This window comes from Winogradskyella psychrotolerans RS-3 (genome assembly GCF_000427335.1).
GTDB classification, from domain to species: Bacteria; Bacteroidota; Bacteroidia; order Flavobacteriales; family Flavobacteriaceae; genus Winogradskyella; species Winogradskyella psychrotolerans.
On the sequence record NZ_ATMR01000199.1, the window covers coordinates 1 to 16,735 of the forward strand.

General features: G+C 32.2%; 13 protein-coding genes and 2 pseudogenes. 6 read left to right on the plus strand and 9 right to left on the minus strand.

Annotated features, from left to right (window positions below; translation table 11 throughout):
- A partial coding sequence (locus tag ADIWIN_RS16965; protein WP_040757666.1) for a T9SS type A sorting domain-containing protein occupies positions 1–1,578 on the plus strand: 1,578 nt, incomplete at its 5' end.
- Positions 1,579–1,809: 231 nt separating this feature from the next.
- Here the strand turns inward: ADIWIN_RS16965 and asnB are convergent.
- The 9 genes and pseudogenes from asnB to porX all read right to left on the minus strand — a co-directional run bounded on the left by asnB (position 1,810) and on the right by porX (position 11,217).
- Positions 1,810–3,615: an asparagine synthase (glutamine-hydrolyzing) gene (asnB, locus tag ADIWIN_RS16970; protein WP_020897088.1), complete on the minus strand. Its 1,806-nt coding sequence runs from the start codon at positions 3,613–3,615 to the stop codon at positions 1,810–1,812.
- A 227-nt stretch (positions 3,616–3,842) separates the two neighbouring features.
- Positions 3,843–5,223 (minus strand): annotated as a pseudogene (locus tag ADIWIN_RS16975) (nucleotide sugar dehydrogenase).
- A gap of 159 nt (positions 5,224–5,382) precedes the next feature.
- Positions 5,383–6,402: an NAD-dependent epimerase gene (locus ADIWIN_RS16980; protein WP_020897090.1), complete on the minus strand. Its 1,020-nt coding sequence runs from the start codon at positions 6,400–6,402 to the stop codon at positions 5,383–5,385.
- Between the two features lie 85 nt (positions 6,403–6,487).
- Positions 6,488–6,865, minus strand: coding sequence for a hypothetical protein (locus tag ADIWIN_RS16985; protein ID WP_020897091.1), 378 nt, complete (start codon positions 6,863–6,865; stop codon positions 6,488–6,490).
- Between the two features lie 44 nt (positions 6,866–6,909).
- Entirely contained in the window at positions 6,910–8,103 is a 1,194-nt protein-coding gene (locus ADIWIN_RS16990) for an alanine dehydrogenase (RefSeq protein WP_020897092.1), read from the minus strand.
- A gap of 98 nt (positions 8,104–8,201) precedes the next feature.
- The gene (locus ADIWIN_RS16995) at positions 8,202–8,735 is read right to left on the minus strand and encodes a hypothetical protein (protein WP_235047142.1); all 534 of its coding nucleotides are present in this window, start codon (positions 8,733–8,735) and stop codon (positions 8,202–8,204) included.
- On the minus strand, positions 8,698–8,844 hold the full coding sequence (locus tag ADIWIN_RS20940) for a hypothetical protein (protein ID WP_181897150.1): 147 nt from the start codon (positions 8,842–8,844) through the stop codon (positions 8,698–8,700). The genes ADIWIN_RS16995 and ADIWIN_RS20940 overlap by 38 nt, the downstream gene beginning before the upstream one ends.
- A gap of 173 nt (positions 8,845–9,017) precedes the next feature.
- Positions 9,018–9,464, minus strand: a complete 447-nt coding sequence (gene tsaE / locus ADIWIN_RS17000; protein WP_020897094.1) for a tRNA (adenosine(37)-N6)-threonylcarbamoyltransferase complex ATPase subunit type 1 TsaE — start codon at positions 9,462–9,464, stop codon at positions 9,018–9,020.
- A gap of 205 nt (positions 9,465–9,669) precedes the next feature.
- Positions 9,670–11,217: a T9SS response regulator signal transducer PorX gene (porX, locus tag ADIWIN_RS17005; protein WP_020897095.1), complete on the minus strand. Its 1,548-nt coding sequence runs from the start codon at positions 11,215–11,217 to the stop codon at positions 9,670–9,672.
- A 41-nt stretch (positions 11,218–11,258) separates the two neighbouring features.
- Between porX and ADIWIN_RS17010 the strand changes: the two are divergent.
- The 5 genes and pseudogenes from ADIWIN_RS17010 (at position 11,259) to efp (ending at position 16,664) form a co-directional block, all read left to right on the plus strand.
- Positions 11,259–12,489 (plus strand): annotated as a pseudogene (locus ADIWIN_RS17010) (HD domain-containing protein).
- Between the two features lie 50 nt (positions 12,490–12,539).
- Positions 12,540–13,553, plus strand: a complete 1,014-nt coding sequence (lpxD, locus tag ADIWIN_RS17015) for a UDP-3-O-(3-hydroxymyristoyl)glucosamine N-acyltransferase (protein ID WP_020897098.1) — start codon at positions 12,540–12,542, stop codon at positions 13,551–13,553.
- A gap of 35 nt (positions 13,554–13,588) precedes the next feature.
- Positions 13,589–14,959 carry a bifunctional UDP-3-O-[3-hydroxymyristoyl] N-acetylglucosamine deacetylase/3-hydroxyacyl-ACP dehydratase gene (locus ADIWIN_RS17020; RefSeq protein ID WP_152487289.1) on the plus strand — a complete coding sequence of 457 codons (1,371 nt, stop codon included), beginning with the start codon at positions 13,589–13,591 and terminating at the stop codon, positions 14,957–14,959.
- A gap of 287 nt (positions 14,960–15,246) precedes the next feature.
- The gene (gene lpxA, locus ADIWIN_RS17025) at positions 15,247–16,032 is read left to right on the plus strand and encodes an acyl-ACP--UDP-N-acetylglucosamine O-acyltransferase (protein WP_020897100.1); all 786 of its coding nucleotides are present in this window, start codon (positions 15,247–15,249) and stop codon (positions 16,030–16,032) included.
- Between the two features lie 65 nt (positions 16,033–16,097).
- A complete protein-coding gene (gene efp / locus ADIWIN_RS17030) occupies positions 16,098–16,664 on the plus strand; it encodes an elongation factor P (protein WP_020897101.1) in 567 nt (188 codons plus the stop codon).
- Positions 16,665–16,735: the final 71 nt, after the last annotated feature.

A 16,735-nucleotide genomic window follows, 5' to 3' on the forward strand; every position in this document is an offset into this window, starting at 1 on the left:
GTAAATGAATTACCAAATTTAACAGTAAGTGAAAGTATTACAATAATAGACGGAGAAAGCATAAACCTATTAGTAAACGGAGCAGAAACCTATTTATGGAATACAGGAGACACTGGGAACTCAATTATTGTTAATCCAACAGAAACAACAATTTATAGTGTTACAGGTTTCTCTGCTAATGGATGTCCGAGTGTAGCGGAAGTTACTATAACAGTCATAGCAGAAGTTAATGCAGATGCAGGTAATGATGTTGCTATTTGTTTTGGGGAAAGCGTTACATTAAATGCTTCAGGTGGAATAAATTACATATGGAGTACAGGCGAAACAGGTGTTTCCTTGACTTTAAGCCCTACAGAGACTACAACTTACACCGTTACAGTAACGGATAGTTTTGGGAATTCAGATACAGATAGTGTTACAGTTATCGTAAATGAATTACCAACTATAACAGTAAGTGAAAGTATTACAATAATAGAAGGAGAAAGCACAAACTTATTAGTGAGCGGTGCGGAATCGTACTTTTGGAATACAGGAGATACATCTAATTCTATTTTAGTGAGCCCAAGTCAAACTACAACTTATAGCGTAGTAGGAACGACTAATTCATGTAGCAGTGAGCTAAAAGAAGTAACTGTTAAAGTCACTCCATTATTTAGAGCGTCGGCAGGTACTGATGAACGGGTTTGTGATAATCAGAATTATGAAGTTGTTCTTACAGCAAATGAAGGAGATAGTTATTTGTGGAGTACAGGTGAAACAAGTCAAAGTATAGTCGTAAATCCACTATCGACTTCAACTTATTCTGTAACGGTCACACAAGGGGATCAATCGGATACAGATGATGTTAAGGTTTATGTAGATCCGAGCCCAGTAGTAACTATAGCAAATGGGGAAAGTGTTGAAATATTAAATGGAGACTTTGTAACGTTATCTGCTTCTGGCGCTAATACATACCGATGGAATAATGGTGCATCGCAACCAAACATAGCGGTAAGTCCGTCTACAACCACAACGTATGAAATAAGAGGATTTATTGGTGAATGTTATGATGAAAAGCAAGTCACCGTAAATGTCCTAAATCGCGTTATAGCAGATGCTGGTGAAGATGTATTTGCTTGTTTAGAAGAAGTATCAACCTTAACGGCAAGTGGAGGAGATGACTATATCTGGAGTACAGGTGAGACGACACAAACGATTGAGGTATCACCGACAGAAACGACAGACTATATAGTTACGGTATTTAATGCCTTAGATTTTGATGAGGCCACAGTTAGAGTGGAAGTGGGTGTAAATTGTGCTTCTGATTCAATTGATGAAGAAACAGAAATAGGATTTGATGTATATCCTAATCCAGCATCAGATATTGTTAATGTAAAAGTGTTTGGTGTATTAAATGTTTCAGATGTAAATATCTATGACGTAACAGGAAAACTAATTCAGCACTCAAAAATTACGAATGAAAATTTAGAGTATACTACAACGACCCAAATAGGTATTAGTTCACTTCAATCTGGTGTATATTTTATAAAACTTATAGGTAATGGTAGAGCTATGACTAAAAAACTCATTGTGGACTAATTAGAATTATGACTACTCTTACAGTATCAAATTTTTATATTTTCTGTATCGGTTCAGTATCAATAAAAAATTACGTTTCTTATACCATTGCAGTGACTATTAATTACGTGAATGATTTAGTCAGAAATATCTTATATTAGTACTTGATTTGTAATGATTATTTAGAACTCCCTGAAAACCTCATAAATGAAGCTCTCAGTCAGAAAACTAAAACCTATACTCAATTAGAATTTATTTAAATCCAAACTCACTGTACCACTTGCTTAACACGTAAAGTTTCCAAACATTGGCAGTGTGATCTTCTTTATGTTCCATATGTTCTTGTAAAAGCCTTTTAAATCTAGGTACATTAAGATTGGGAACCTTATTTAAAAAATCGTCATTTAAAGCTTCTAAAAACTCTTCTTTAAGTTCATTTCGCATCCAATCTCCTATTGGAACAGCAAATCCCCGTTTAGGTTGGTTAAACACCTCTTCTGGAATATAATCCTTTAAAATATCTCGTAATATTTTCTTTTGCCTTCCTTTTTCATATTTAAAATGCATAGGTAATGACCTAGCATATTCTACAATTCTATAATCTAAAAATGGACTTCGAACTTCAACGGAATATGCCATACTTGCTCTATCTACTTTTACATTACTATCGTTTTCTAACCATAATTTTATATTTAAGTCGGCTGCTTTTTGTAGAAAATTACTAGACCAATATTTGTAATCTTGGTAATACTTCATGTAGTTTTGTTTTTTTTCCATTAAAAGAAATCCCTTTCTTGAAAAAATATTTTCGATAAAATCGTTTCTACCTTTTGTATTTAAAGCATTCTTAATTCTGTGAGAATCCATTCCAAAAAGCTTTAAAATACCAGAATGAGCTATGAACTTTCTTAAGATAAAGGGAATATCCATTATCTTTTTGTTCTGCATTAAAGAATCAAAATGTTCATAACCTATAAAACTCTCATCACCACCATCGCCAGATAGTGCAACTGTTACATATTGTTTGGTTACGCTATTCAGTAAAAGTGAGGGTAAGGCAGAACTATCTGCAAAAGGTTCGTCATAAACGTCGGTAAGTTTTGGGATAAGCTTAAGTATATCACTAGGTTTACAAATGGTTGTTTTATGGGTAGTATTTAGAATTTTGGCATATTGTTCTGCTATTTTACTCTCGTCATATTCTGGGTTGTCAAATCCAATTGAAAAAGTATTAATCTTTGATTCTGATACCTTTGCAGCAATACTAGATACTAAAGCCGAGTCTATACCACCGGATAAAAATGAACCAATTGGTACATCAGATTGTAATCTTATTTTAACGGCATCTAATAAGAGTGTATGTAATTCTTTTTTTGCATCCTCATAGGATATGTCGAGAATTTTAACAGGTTTTAAATTCCAATATTCCCCTATATTCAGTGTACTGTTATTTAAATCAATCTCCATGTAATTGCCAGGAGGAAGTTTAAACACGGTCTCAACTATAGTATATGGACTCGGAATAAACATACAGTCCAAGTATATAGAAATGGCTTCATCATTAATTTTTTTGCCGGCTAGCAAGGGTTTTATCTGGCTGCATATTTCAAATTTTCCATCTTCCCAATAATAATAAAATGGTTTTACACCAAGCCTGTCTCTTGCTGAAAATAACGTATTGGTATCCGCATTATATATTGAAAACGCAAACATTCCATTAATTTTGTCGAGTATGGCCTTTCCCCAATGCTTAAATCCTATTAATAGGACTTCAGTGTCACTTTCTGTCTTAAAAAAATAGTTTAAGTCTAGAAGTTCTTTTTTTATGGTTTTATAATTATAAATTTCACCATTAAAAACTATGGTTAAGTTTTCAAAAACCATAGGTTGATTAGAGCGTTGCTCTAAATCTAATATAGATAATCGTAAATGCCCAAATGTAATATCATTAACTTTTTCAATTCCAATATAATCTGGTCCTCTAAATGAAATTGAATTTAGCTTCGCTTTAACCTCCTCGTCAGCGTAAGGAATGTTACTTAAATATATGCCGCACATAATATTAATTTTTTGTAAAAAAAGCACATTTTAACGTGAAAATCATTAGTATTTCAATAAAACAGTTTAAAAATTGAAAAAATAGGATGATGAGTTCGATTTTTAAAGTTGAATAAACTCAAATTGTTTGAACTTACAAGGATTTGATTAAATGCTTATTCATAAATATAAAAATGCATCAAACTATATAGTTTGTATGCATTTTTATTATTTTAAAGTTTCACACATTACTTACCTATAGAAGAATATTCAAATCCAATCTTGGTCATTTCTTCTTTGTTCAGAATATTTCTACCATCAAAAAATGAAAGCTGGTTTTTTCATTTGGTTATATATCTTTTCCCAATCGTAGGTCTTAAACTCGTCCCATTCTGTCATAATAGCAATCGCATGTGCATCTTTTGATGTTTCGTATGGATCACTATACGATTTAACTAAGTCGTTGTTTTCTTCTTCAGATCTTGTATTTAAATAATTAAGGTCTGCTTGTACTTTTTTATTATTCACTTTAGGATCGTAAACAGCTATGTTTGCTTGTTCATTTAATAAATGGTCGGCAACGTATATGGCAGCTGATTCCCTTGTGTCATTAGTGTCTTTTTTAAAAGCCCAACCTAGCATCGCTATTTTTTTACCAGAAACAGTATTGTATAATGTACTTATTAAGTTATCTGAAAAACGTCGCTTTTGGTGGTCATTCAAAATAATAACTTGTTCCCAATAATCGGCAACAGCATTAAGATTATAACTTCTAGCTATGTATACAAGGTTTAAAATATCTTTTTGAAAACAAGAACCACCAAAACCAATTGAAGCATTTAAAAATTTAGGTCCAATTCTAGAATCCATTCCGATAGCTTTTGCAACTTCATCTACATTTGCTTCCGTATGCTCACATAATTCTGAAATAGCATTAATTGAAGAAATTCGCTGCGCTAAAAATGCATTAGCAGTTAATTTAGATAACTCAGAAGACCAAACATTAGTTCTTAGTATTCTTTCTTGTGGTACCCAACTTCCATATACATTGGCTAAGCTTTCAATAGCATCTCCTGACTCTCCACCAATTAGAACACGATCAGGATTTAATAAATCTTGGATTGCTGTACCTTCAGCTAAAAATTCAGGATTAGATAAAATTTCAAATTTCACATCTTTACCTGTATTGTGTAAAATACTTTTTATAGCTTGAGCTGTTCTTACTGGTAAAGTCGATTTTTCTACAACAATTTTATCTGTTGTTGAAACTTCTGCAATATTTCTAGCACAAAGTTCTACGTACTTTAAATCAGCGGCCATACCTTTTCCTTTACCATAAGTTTTAGTCGGAGTATTTACTGAGATAAAAATCATTTCTGATTCCTTAATTGTTTCATCTATTGCAGTAGAGAAAAATAAATTCTTCCCTCTTGTTTCTGCAACAATTTCAGCTAATCCTGGTTCGTAAATAGGTAATTTTGATAAGTCTTCATCATTCCAAGCAGCAATACGCTCTTCATTAATATCAACAATAGTAACTTTAATGTTAGGATTCTTTTTTGCTATTACTGCCATAGTTGGTCCACCAACATAACCAGCTCCAATACAGCAAATCTTTGTGATTTTCATGCTTTTAAGTTTATTTTGATTTGAGTCTAAATTTTAAATTGTATGTAAATTTGACTTTTTTTTATTTAATTCAAATAATTTAATATATAAACAACTTCTTTTTACGATAAGATTCTTATAGAATTATAGTAAATAGAAATTTTGTTCAAATTTAAGAGATTAATTGTAATATTCTTTAAACCAATCTATGAAAGATTTTACACCATGTTTTATTGAGGTGTTAGGTCTATAATCGTAGTCTTTAATTAATTCATCGACATCTGCCCAAGTGCGTTCTACATCACCTGGCTGCATTTCCATCATGTCTTTCTTTGCAACTTTATCTAAGTTTAATTCTATTTCCTTTATAAAATCTAATAACTTAACTGAGTTGTTGTTGCCTATATTATAAATTTTGTAAAATTTATTGGATTCTATTCGTTTGGTTGGTGACTTCTCAATAACCCGAACAACACCTTCTACAATGTCATCGATATAAGTAAAATCGCGCTCCATATTACCATGATTAAACACTTTAATAGGTCTGTCGTTTACAATGGCATCTGTAAACAAGAACATCGCCATATCTGGCCTTCCCCATGGTCCATATACAGTAAAGAAACGCAGACCTGTAGTAGGAATTTTAAACAAATGACTATACGTATGTGCCATAAGTTCATTACTCTTTTTTGTAGCAGCGTATAAACTAATTGGATGATCTACATTATCATCCGTAGAAAACGGTATTTTCTTATTCATCCCATATACACTAGAACTACTAGCATATACTAAGTGTTTAATAGCATTGTTTCTACAACATTCAAGAATATTTAAAAAACCAACAAGATTAGAATCTACATAAGTTTCAGGATTCTCAATACTGTATCTTACACCAGCTTGGGCCGCAAGATTACAAACAATATCAAATTTTTCGGTTTTGAATAATTTTGGTAATTCCTCTCTGTCTTCAAGATTCATTCTTATAAAGGAGAACTCTTCAGATTTAGCCTTACAAAGTTTATTAAATTCTGCAGCTTCGTTTTTATCGATGCCTAATTCATTAAGCCTAGAATATTTTAAGTTAACATCGTAATAATCATTTATATTGTCTAATCCAACAACGTGATGACCTTTGGAAATAAGGATTTTAGCGGTATAGAAACCAATAAAACCTGCTGCGCCTGTTACTAATACTTTCATATTATAGTAGTTTTTTTAATCGAAATTCAAATATTATAAATTTAGATGGAATCCTCTAAAGTTTAAAGGAAACAATTTCAATTTATTAGTAGTTTGTATACTTAATATCGAGGATTGTAGCTATGGAATCGCAATTCTTTATCATTAATTCCAAATCACGTTCTTTATAACTATTTTCTATAAGATAGACTTTACAAGAATCCATTTCTGTTTTGCTTTTAGAAAAATCTACACTTCCAAATTTTACCAAGTTGTTTACGATAGTAGAATCTAAAGATTGTTCTGATATAAAAATAGAGGTCTCATTAGTATATATAAAACGTTTAGAACTAATATTTTTAATTGTTCTAGCATTTGGACCATAATCACAGGAGGCATCTTTTCCGTTTAAAAAAAACATAAGAAGCATTAAACCAATAGCAAAACCACCTAGATAATAGGCCAAACGATGTATAAATTTCATAGTTGTGAAATAATTCTGTCAAACGAATAGTCGTTAAGTACAGATTAAAAAATTAATAAATTGGCATCTCTATATTCTAAACCAAACCATTCTGCAACGGATTTGTTAGTTAAAATGCCGTGGTAAAAATACAACCCATTTTTTAAACCGCGATCAAATCGAAGGGCATTTTCTATACCACCATATTCACCAATTTCTAAAAGGTAAGGAGTAAAGATATTACTTATAGAGACTGAAGCAGTTCTGGAATAACGTGCAGGAATATTAGGTACACAGTAATGAACCACTCCATTGTGCTCAAAAGTAGGACGATCGTGAGTAGTAACTTCGCTTGTTTCAAAACATCCTCCCATGTCAATACTCACATCTATAACCACTGAGCCAGATTTCATATTAGCAACCATGCTTTCGGTAACTATGACTGGAGCGCGATTGGTGCCTCTAACTGCTCCAATGGCAACATCACAACGTTTTAAGGCTTTTAAAAGATTCTTAGGTTGCATCGTTGAGGTGTAAAGCGTGCGACCTAAATTATTCTGAAGACGGCGTAATCTAGTAATAGAGCTATCAAAGACTTTAACATTTGCACCTAAGCCCATAGCAGAACGTGCAGCAAATTCGCCCACAGTACCTGCGCCTAAAATAACGACTTCCGTTGGTGGTACACCATTAATATTACCCATCATTAAACCATTGCCTCCATTGATATTAGAGAGAAGTTCTGATGCAATTAAAATAGAAGCTGTTCCTGCTATTTCACTTAAAGAACTAACCGCAGGATATTGGCCGTCATCATCTTTTATATATTCAAAAGCCAATGCGGTAATTCGTTTTTTTGCTAAAGCTTCAAAATAGGATTTGTTTTGAGTTTTAATTTGAAGCGCAGATATTAAGATAGTCTGCGGATTAATAAGTTTAATCTCATCTAAGGAAGGTGGTTCTACTTTAAGAATAATAGGGCAGGAGTAAACCTTTGCTGTGTCTTTTGTGACTTCAGCACCAGCTTCACTGTAATTTTTATCTTTAAAATTAGCACCTTCTCCGGCGCCAGATTCAAATAATACACGGTGACCATTGGCCGTTAACGCAGAAACCGCATCTGGTGTTAAACAAACACGACGTTCTTGAAAATGTGCTTCTTTAGGAATCCCAATAAAGAGTTCTCCTTTTTGTTTAAGAATTTCTAAGGTTTCTTCTTGAGGTAATAACTGGGCTTTGGTAAATGGTGATATACTCATTAAGTCAATTACTTTAGTATTGCTATTGCAATATAGCGAATAACACTAAAATAAAAGGAGTATTAGAATAACTTAAATTTTGAAATTGAATTGTAGTTCTAAAAATACTGTTTAATCTTACTCCAAACTCCTTTTGGCTTAATCATAAATTCTTCTTCAAGTTCTTCAAGCGTTTTATCTGCAGTATTTATTTGATTAAACATTTTAGCTCTTATAAGATAAATTGAAGGCACAACTAATACCAATACAGGTAATAAAAATAATAATTGATTTTCGTCAGTATTTTTTAATTCTGCATTAAAGCTAGTTATAATTTGAAAAGAATACATTACAATAGGTACTAATAGTACATGATACCACCAATGGCGACATGTAAAAAACCAAATTATAATTAATATTAGGGGCACAAGTTTACCTGTGTAAACCCACATGGCATATTGTGCTGACTCCCAAAATCCACTCTCATAAGTACCAAAAAAAGTGTTCCAAACTAATTCATCTGGAACACTTTCATGTACTAAAAACAATAGTGGTGTAGAGGCTATTATTGTGGCTATAATAGATCCTGCAATAGCACTTCTACTTAATTTATTATTATCCCCACTTAACGAGTTTTCTTTTCTTTTTTTCAATTTTTGTGGTTGTTTGTCCATCTAAGTCGATAAGGTTAGTTGCTTCTACAGTGAACAATACTCCTCCGAATATAGCGATTGCTAATAACAGATTTTTTTTAGTTTTCATAATTTAAGGGATTTAATTAATTAATTACTTCAAATGTATGAGCATTGTTAAATCCTTACAAATTCGAAAATGTTAAAATCCAAAAAATATGAGTTTATAATTACGGTTTTTCCGTAACACTAGGTTAATCTTGTAGGAAAAATATTATATTTTTATTTAAAATTTCTGTATTTTCATAGCTGTTTTGTCGGTTTAATTTTGGTATTTAAAGTTAACTCTATAAATCTCTTGTTATCTTGTATGTCAGTAATAGTAATGGTTTGTGTGTTCTCAGGGAGGAGCTCTTCTATACGTTCCGCCCACTCCATAAATAGCCAATGATTACTACTTAAATAATCTTCTATTCCAAAATTATAAGCTTCTTCAATAGATTCAATTCTATAAAAGTCAAAATGATAAATCTTATCATCATTTAAACCATATTCATTTACAATTGAGAAAGTTGGACTCGTAGCAGCATCATTACTTCCCATGGCCTGTAAAAGTGCATTTATAAATGTTGTTTTGCCAGCTCCCATTTCACCATTAAATATTATAATTTTAGAGTCTAAATGCTCTAAAACCTTAAAGGCAATAGCATCTATATCATTTAAGTGGTATGTGAATTCGAGAGTTTTCACTATATTATTTTATACAGGTTAGGGATACAATAGTAGGAATAATATTTTAGATAACCTAAAATAAAATGCATTTAGTCGGATTTTTTTGCGTTTTAAGGTGTTTTTTATCTTAATGCTCTAGAATTGTGACTTATGTAGATTTAATAAAAAAAATGAAGCCAAATTAAATTCAGCTTCATTAATTTTAAATTAGTAAGAAAATCTTCTATTTGGGATTCATTACTACAAAAGGTATAATCATTTCTTCTAAAGACACACCTCCATGTTGATAGGTGTTTCTGTAATAACTCACATAATGATTAAAATTGTTAGGATACGCTAAAAACATATCACCTTTAGCAAAAATAAACGAACTACTCATAGTCAAAGCTGGTAAATGAATAGATTTAGGATTCTTCACGGCCAATACATCTTTATCTTGGTACGTTAAGCTTCTACCTGTTTTATAGCGTAGATTTAAGCTCGTGTCTCTATCTCCAATAACTTTAGTTGGTGATTTTACATTTATTGTACCATGATCTGTGGTTAATATCAATTTAAATCCTAGTTGTTGCGATAATTGAATCATTTCTAACAACGGAGAATTTTTAAACCAGCTAACTGTAAGTGAGCGATACGCTTTATCATTGGAAGCTAATTCCTTAACTACTTCCATTTCGGTTTTAGAGTGGGAGAGCATATCCACAAAATTATAAACGATGACGCTTAGATCGTTATCTTTTAAAGACCGAAAGTTTTCAACTAATTTTTTTCCGGCTTTAAGATTTGTGATTTTATGGTATTCATGTTTTAGGTGGCCCAAACCTAAACGTTTTAATTGTTCTCTCAAAAAATCACCTTCATGCATGTTTTTGCCTCCTTCATCGGTATCGTTTTTCCAGTATTGAGGAAATAGACTTTCCATGTCTGCTGGCATTAATCCAGAGAAAATGGCATTACGTGCATATTGCGTAGCTGTAGGTAAGATACTATAAAAGGCAAGTTCAGATGTTTTCTTGTAATAATTGTTTACAAAAGGTTCAAAGGCTTTCCACTGATCGTATCGTAAATTATCTATGACGACTAATAATGTTGGTTGTTTATCACTCAATTCTGGTACAATCTTATCTTTAAATAACGTATGCGACATTACGGGAGCATCTGTTTTTGGTTGAAACCAATCTTCGTAATTTTTCTCAATAAATTTACCGAATTGCATATTAGCTTCGGTTTTTTGAGATTCTAAAATATCGGTCATTCCAACATCTTCAATACCTTCAAGCTGAAGTTCCCAGTATATTAATTTCTGATATAAATCTACCCATTCTTCATAAGTGTTTACCATAGATAAATCCATAGCGATTTTTCTGAATTCTTGCTGGTAGTTAGAAGTCGTTTTTTCCGATACTAAACGCGAATGATCCAAATTCTTTTTCAAGCTTAATAAGATCTGATGCGGATTTACAGGTTTTATTAAATAATCAGCAATTTTATTACCAATTGCTTCCTCCATAATGTATTCTTCTTCGCTTTTAGTAATCATTACAACAGGTAAATTGGCACGTCTTTCCTTAATTTCATTCAAGGTTTCTAGTCCTGTGAGTCCTGGCATATTTTCATCTAAAAAGACAATATCAAAATTAGTGTCGTCTATAATTTCTAAAGCTTCCGTACCACTTTGGCATTTTGTAACTTGATACCCTTTTTGCTCTAAAAAAATAATATGTGGCTTTAGTAAATCGATTTCGTCGTCAACCCAGAGAATATTTATCATGTTGTGGTATATTTGTTTATTAATTATTGAATTTTAAAATTTTGCCTACAAAAAATAAGCTTAAAATCTTTAACGATCCAATTTACGGATTTATTACTATTCCGAATTCGTTAATTTTTGATATAATTCAACATAAATATTTTCAAAGATTACGACGTATAAGTCAAATGGGATTATCATATTTGGTATATCCAGGTGCACATCATACACGTTTTCATCATGCCTTGGGTTGTATGCATTTAATGCAAAAAGCCATTAATGTGCTTCGTTTTAAGGGGGTTATGATTTCTGGTGATGAAGAAAATGGATTGTTAATAGCGATTCTTTTACATGATATTGGTCATGGGCCTTTTTCGCATGCCATGGAGCACAGTATTGTAAACAATGTCTCTCACGAGGAAATTTCATTGCGTTTTATGGAAGAACTCAATAGAGAGTTTAACGGAAGTTTAACGTTAGCCATTTCTATCTTTAAGAAGGAATATCCAAGACAATTTATGTGCGAGCTCATTTCAAGTCAATTGGATATGGACAGAGCAGATTATTTAAAGCGTGATAGTTTTTACACAGGAGTTGCGGAAGGTAATGTAAATAGTGAACGATTAATTACTATGTTAAATGTGGTTAATGACCAATTGGTAGTTGAAGAGAAAGGTGTTTTAAGTGTCGAAAAATTCTTAGTAGCAAGACGTTTTATGTATTGGCAAGTATATTTGCACAAAACAGGTGTGGTTGCAGAAGAATTATTAATGCGGGTTTTAAAAACGCGCGAAAGAATTAGTACATCAGAATGTAAAGTTAAAGTGTAGTGATGCTTTATTTTATTTCTTGAATTCAGAAATAAATGCTGAAAGTTTTAATGATGATACGCTTGTTATTTTTTCACAATTAGATGATTACGATATTGTCGCAGCAATGAAAGATTGGCAAAATCATGATGACTTCGTGTTGAGCAACCTTTGTCAAATGATTCTTGAAAGACGTTTGCTAAAAATTAAGATTAAAAACAAAGCGTTTAAGCAATCAGAACTAAAAAGTCATTTTGACGCTTTAATGAAAAGGTATAATATTTCTAAATCTGAAGCTGAATATTTTGTGTTTCAGGGTGAGTTAAGTAATCAGGCATATGAGAATAAAGCTCAAAAAATCAACGTCTTATTTAAGTCGGGAAAAATAAAAGACATCGTAAAAGCATCACATCAATTAAACCTAAAAGCACTTAGTAAACCTATCACAAAATATTATATGTGCTATCCTAAAAAGAAAATGTGATCCTTTTTTTCTATTTTTGCGGAAAGCAATATGACTTTAAAATCTAATCATTGAAATTTACAGCAGAACAAATAGCAGGTATTTTAGAAGGAACGGTTGTTGGTGACCCTAATATTGAAGTTTTTAAACTCTCTAAAATAGAGGAAGGAACTGAAGGATCATTAACCTTTCTATCCAATTTAAAATACACACCTTATATTTACACTACACAAGCATCAATAACTATTGTTAATGATAAATTTGTACCAGAGAAACCAATATCAACAACCTTAATTAAAGTTGAAGATGCTTATGAAGGGTTTTCTAAATTGCTGGAGTATTATGATAGGATAAAGGCGAATAAATCAGGAATAGAACAACCGAGTTTTATATCAGAAAGCACCAAAATATCAGATAATATATATGTAGGTGCTTTTGCTTATATTGGTAGTAATGTAGAATTAGGGGATAATGTAAAGATTTATCCAAACGCATATGTAGGAGATAATGTAAAAATAGGCGCTAATACAACTATTTTTCCGGGCGGAAAGGTTTATTCTGACTGTATTATCGGTGAAAACTGCGTTGTTAATTCTGGTGCTATAATTGGTGCTGATGGTTTTGGTTTTGCACCTAATAAGGACGGAGGTTATTCTAAAATTCCACAGATTGGAAATGTTATATTAGAAGATTATGTAGATGTTGGTGCAGGTACAACAATAGATAGAGCAACGATGGGATCTACGATTATAAGGTCTGGTGTAAAATTAGACAATCAAATACAGATTGCCCACAATGTAGAGGTCGGAAAAAATACAGTGATTGCAGCGCAATCTGGTGTTGCTGGCTCTACCAAGATTGGTGAACATTGCCAAATTGGAGGGCAGGTAGGTATTGTTGGACATCTAACAATTGGAAATAATGTAAAAATACAAGCGCAATCTGGTATTGGGCGTAATGTAAAAGATAATGAAATTTTACAAGGATCCCCTGCTTTTGGATATGGGGATTTTAATAAATCCTATGTTTATTTTAAAAATTTACCAAAGTTGGCAAAAACTATTAATGAATTAGAAAAAAAGTAGATGGCAATAATTAAAACGGAAACGAAACAAAAACCATTGAAAAAGAAGTAACGCTTACTGGTGTTGGACTTCATACTGGTGCAGATGTAAAATTGGTATTTAAGCCAGGTGCAGAAAATTCTGGATTTGTGTTTCAACGCATAGACTTAGAAGGATCTCCAAAAATAGAGGCTGATGCTAATTATGTAACAAGTACACAGCGAGGAACTTGTATGGAGAAGAATGGAGTAACTATTCAAACTTGTGAGCATGTATTAGCAGCTCTAGTTGGTTTAGATATAGATAATGCCATAATTGAATTAAATTCATCTGAACCACCAATAATGGATGGCTCATCTAAATTTTTTGTAGAGGCTTTAGAGAAAGCTGGTATTGTTGATCAAGAAGCTTTTAGAGAAGAATATGAAGTAACTCAAGTTGTATCTTATACAGATGAAGAGACTGGAAGCGAAATAATTTTAATGCCAGCAAGTACGTATCAAATTACTACAATGGTAGATTTTGGAACTAAAGTTTTAGGTACTCAAAATGCAACTCTTAATAAGGTTTCAGATTTTAAAACTGAAATTGCAGATGCCAGAACCTTTAGCTTTTTACATGAAATTGAAATGCTATTAGAACATGGCTTAATTAAAGGTGGAGATTTAAATAATGCTATAGTTTATGTAGATAAAGAGTTGTCTGATAAAACTATGGATAAATTAAGAGTCGCTTTTAATAAAGAGAATATTGCCGTTAAACCCAATGGAATTTTAGATAACCTTACTTTGCATCATCCAAATGAAGCAGCTCGTCACAAATTATTAGATGTGTTGGGTGATTTGGCATTAATAGGAACACGTATTAGAGGTAAAGTTATCGCCAATAAACCAGGACATTTTGTAAACACACAGTTTGCCAAAAAGATGTCTAAATTAATAAAGAATGAAAGACGTAACAACGTTCCTCAAATCGATTTGAATTCAGTTCCTATTATGGATGTGAATCAAATTATGGATATGTTGCCACACAGACAACCTTTCTTATTAATAGATAAGGTTTATGAATTGTCTGATAATCACGTCATTGGAATGAAGAACGTGACTATGAATGAAGAGTTCTTTAAAGGTCATTTTCCAGGAGCACCAGTAATGCCAGGAGTCTTAATTGTTGAAGCTATGGCACAAACAGGTGGGATTTTGGTATTAAGTACGGTTCCAGATCCGGAAAATTACTTAACATTTTTCATGAAAATGGATAAAGTGAAGTTTAAACAAAAAGTAGTACCTGGAGATACTTTAATTTTCAAATGTTCTTTAATTACACCAATACGAAGAGGGATTTGCCATATGCAAGGTTATGCTTATGCCAACGGTAAATTATGTGCAGAAGCAGAATTGATGGCACAAATATCAAAAGTTAAATAAAATTAGAAAAAGAACCGAGCCGACTTCAAAATTTAAATGGAGTTTACGGAGTTTAATAGCGAACACATTTTTACCGCTTTATTAAATTAAAAATTAGAAAAATGAACCGAGCCGACTTCAAAAGTAAAATAGAAGTCTGCAAAGTTTAATAGCGAACACATTTTTACCGCTTTACTAAATTAAAAATTAGAAAAATGAACCGAGCAGACTCCAAAAGTTAAATAGGAGTTTACTAAGTTCAATAGCGAACACATTTTTACCGCTTTATTAAATTAAAAACTAGAAAAATGAACCAACCGTTAGCATACGTACATCCTGGTGCAAAAATCGCCAAAAATGTCGTTATAGAGCCTTTTACAACCATACACAATAATGTAAAAATTGGAGAAGGGACTTGGATTGGAAGTAATGTAACCATTATGGAAGGTGCTCGAATAGGTAAAAATTGTAGTATTTTCCCAGGAGCTGTTATTTCAGCAGTTCCACAAGATTTGAAATACAATGATGAAGACACAACCGTCGAAATCGGTGATAATGTCACTATTAGAGAATGTGTTACGATTAATCGTGGTACAACCGATAAAATGAAAACCGTAATAGGTAACAATTGTCTTATTATGGCGTATTGCCATATTGCTCACGATTGTGTTGTTGGTAATAACTGTATTTTTTCAAATAATAGCACACTTGCCGGACATATTACTGTTGGTGATTATGTAATTTTAGCAGGTATGACGGCTGTTCATCAATTTTGTTCAATAGGAAACCATGCTTTTGTAACTGGTGGTTCTTTAGTGCGTAAAGATGTACCTCCTTTTGTTAAAGCAGGTAGAGAGCCATTATCTTATGTAGGAATTAATTCTGTAGGTTTAAGACGTAGAGGGTATACTTCTGAAAAAATTAGAGAGATTCAAAACATTTACAGAATATTATATCAAAAAAATTACAATAACACACAAGCTGCAGATTTAATTGAAGCAGAAATGGAAGCCACACCAGAACGTGATGAGATTCTTCAATTTATTAAGAATTCACATCGTGGAATAATGAAAGGCTACTTTAAATCGAATTAAATTTTAATCTGTCTTAGGCTTTTGACAAAGACAGAAACAACTAATAATAAATAATTAAACAACTCATGGCAAGTACTTCAGATATTAGAAACGGATTATGCATTAGATACAATAACGATATCTATAAAATAATAGAATTTCTTCATGTAAAACCAGGAAAAGGACCAGCTTTTGTAAGAACAAAAATGAAAAGCGTTACTAATGGTAAGGTGTTGGATAATACTTTTTCTGCGGGACATAAGATTGAAGATGTTCGTGTTGAAACTCATAAATTTCAGTATTTATATAATGATGGGGAATTTTATCATTTTATGAATGAAGCAGATTACACACAAATCCGATTATTAGAGTCTGCTATTGATAGAACGGATTTAATGAAAGAAGGCGAAGTGGTTACAATTCAAATTAATACTGAAGATAATATGCCCCTTTCTGTAGATTTACCAGCTTCTGTGATATTAGAAGTTACAGCTACAGAACCAGGTATAAAAGGAAATACAGCAACTAATGCTACTAAACCAGCAACTGTTGAGTCTGGCGCAGAAGTTAACGTCCCTTTATTCATTAATGAAGGTGATAAGATTAAAGTTGAAACAGAGAAGGGGACTTATAAGGAACGTATTAAAGAATAAAGAAGTTGGCAGTACACAGTCCTCAATTTGCAGTAAATTACTGAAGATTGAAGACTATTGACCGCATACTA

Bases quoted from the DNA above. Each gene is read 5' to 3' on its own strand.
- ADIWIN_RS16985 (WP_020897091.1), bottom strand. From the start codon at position 6,865: ATGAAATTTATACATCGTTTGGCCTATTATCTAGGTGGTTTTGCTATT.
- asnB (WP_020897088.1), bottom strand. From the start codon at position 3,615: ATGTGCGGCATATATTTAAGTAACATTCCTTACGCTGACGAGGAGGTT.
- ADIWIN_RS16990 (WP_020897092.1), bottom strand. From the start codon at position 8,103: ATGAGTATATCACCATTTACCAAAGCCCAGTTATTACCTCAAGAAGAA.
- ADIWIN_RS16980 (WP_020897090.1), bottom strand. From the start codon at position 6,402: ATGAAAGTATTAGTAACAGGCGCAGCAGGTTTTATTGGTTTCTATACC.
- efp (WP_020897101.1), top strand. From the start codon at position 16,098: ATGGCAAGTACTTCAGATATTAGAAACGGATTATGCATTAGATACAAT.
- lpxA (WP_020897100.1), top strand. From the start codon at position 15,247: ATGAACCAACCGTTAGCATACGTACATCCTGGTGCAAAAATCGCCAAA.
- porX (WP_020897095.1), bottom strand. From the start codon at position 11,217: ATGATAAATATTCTCTGGGTTGACGACGAAATCGATTTACTAAAGCCA.
- ADIWIN_RS20940 (WP_181897150.1), bottom strand. From the start codon at position 8,844: ATGAAAACTAAAAAAAATCTGTTATTAGCAATCGCTATATTCGGAGGA.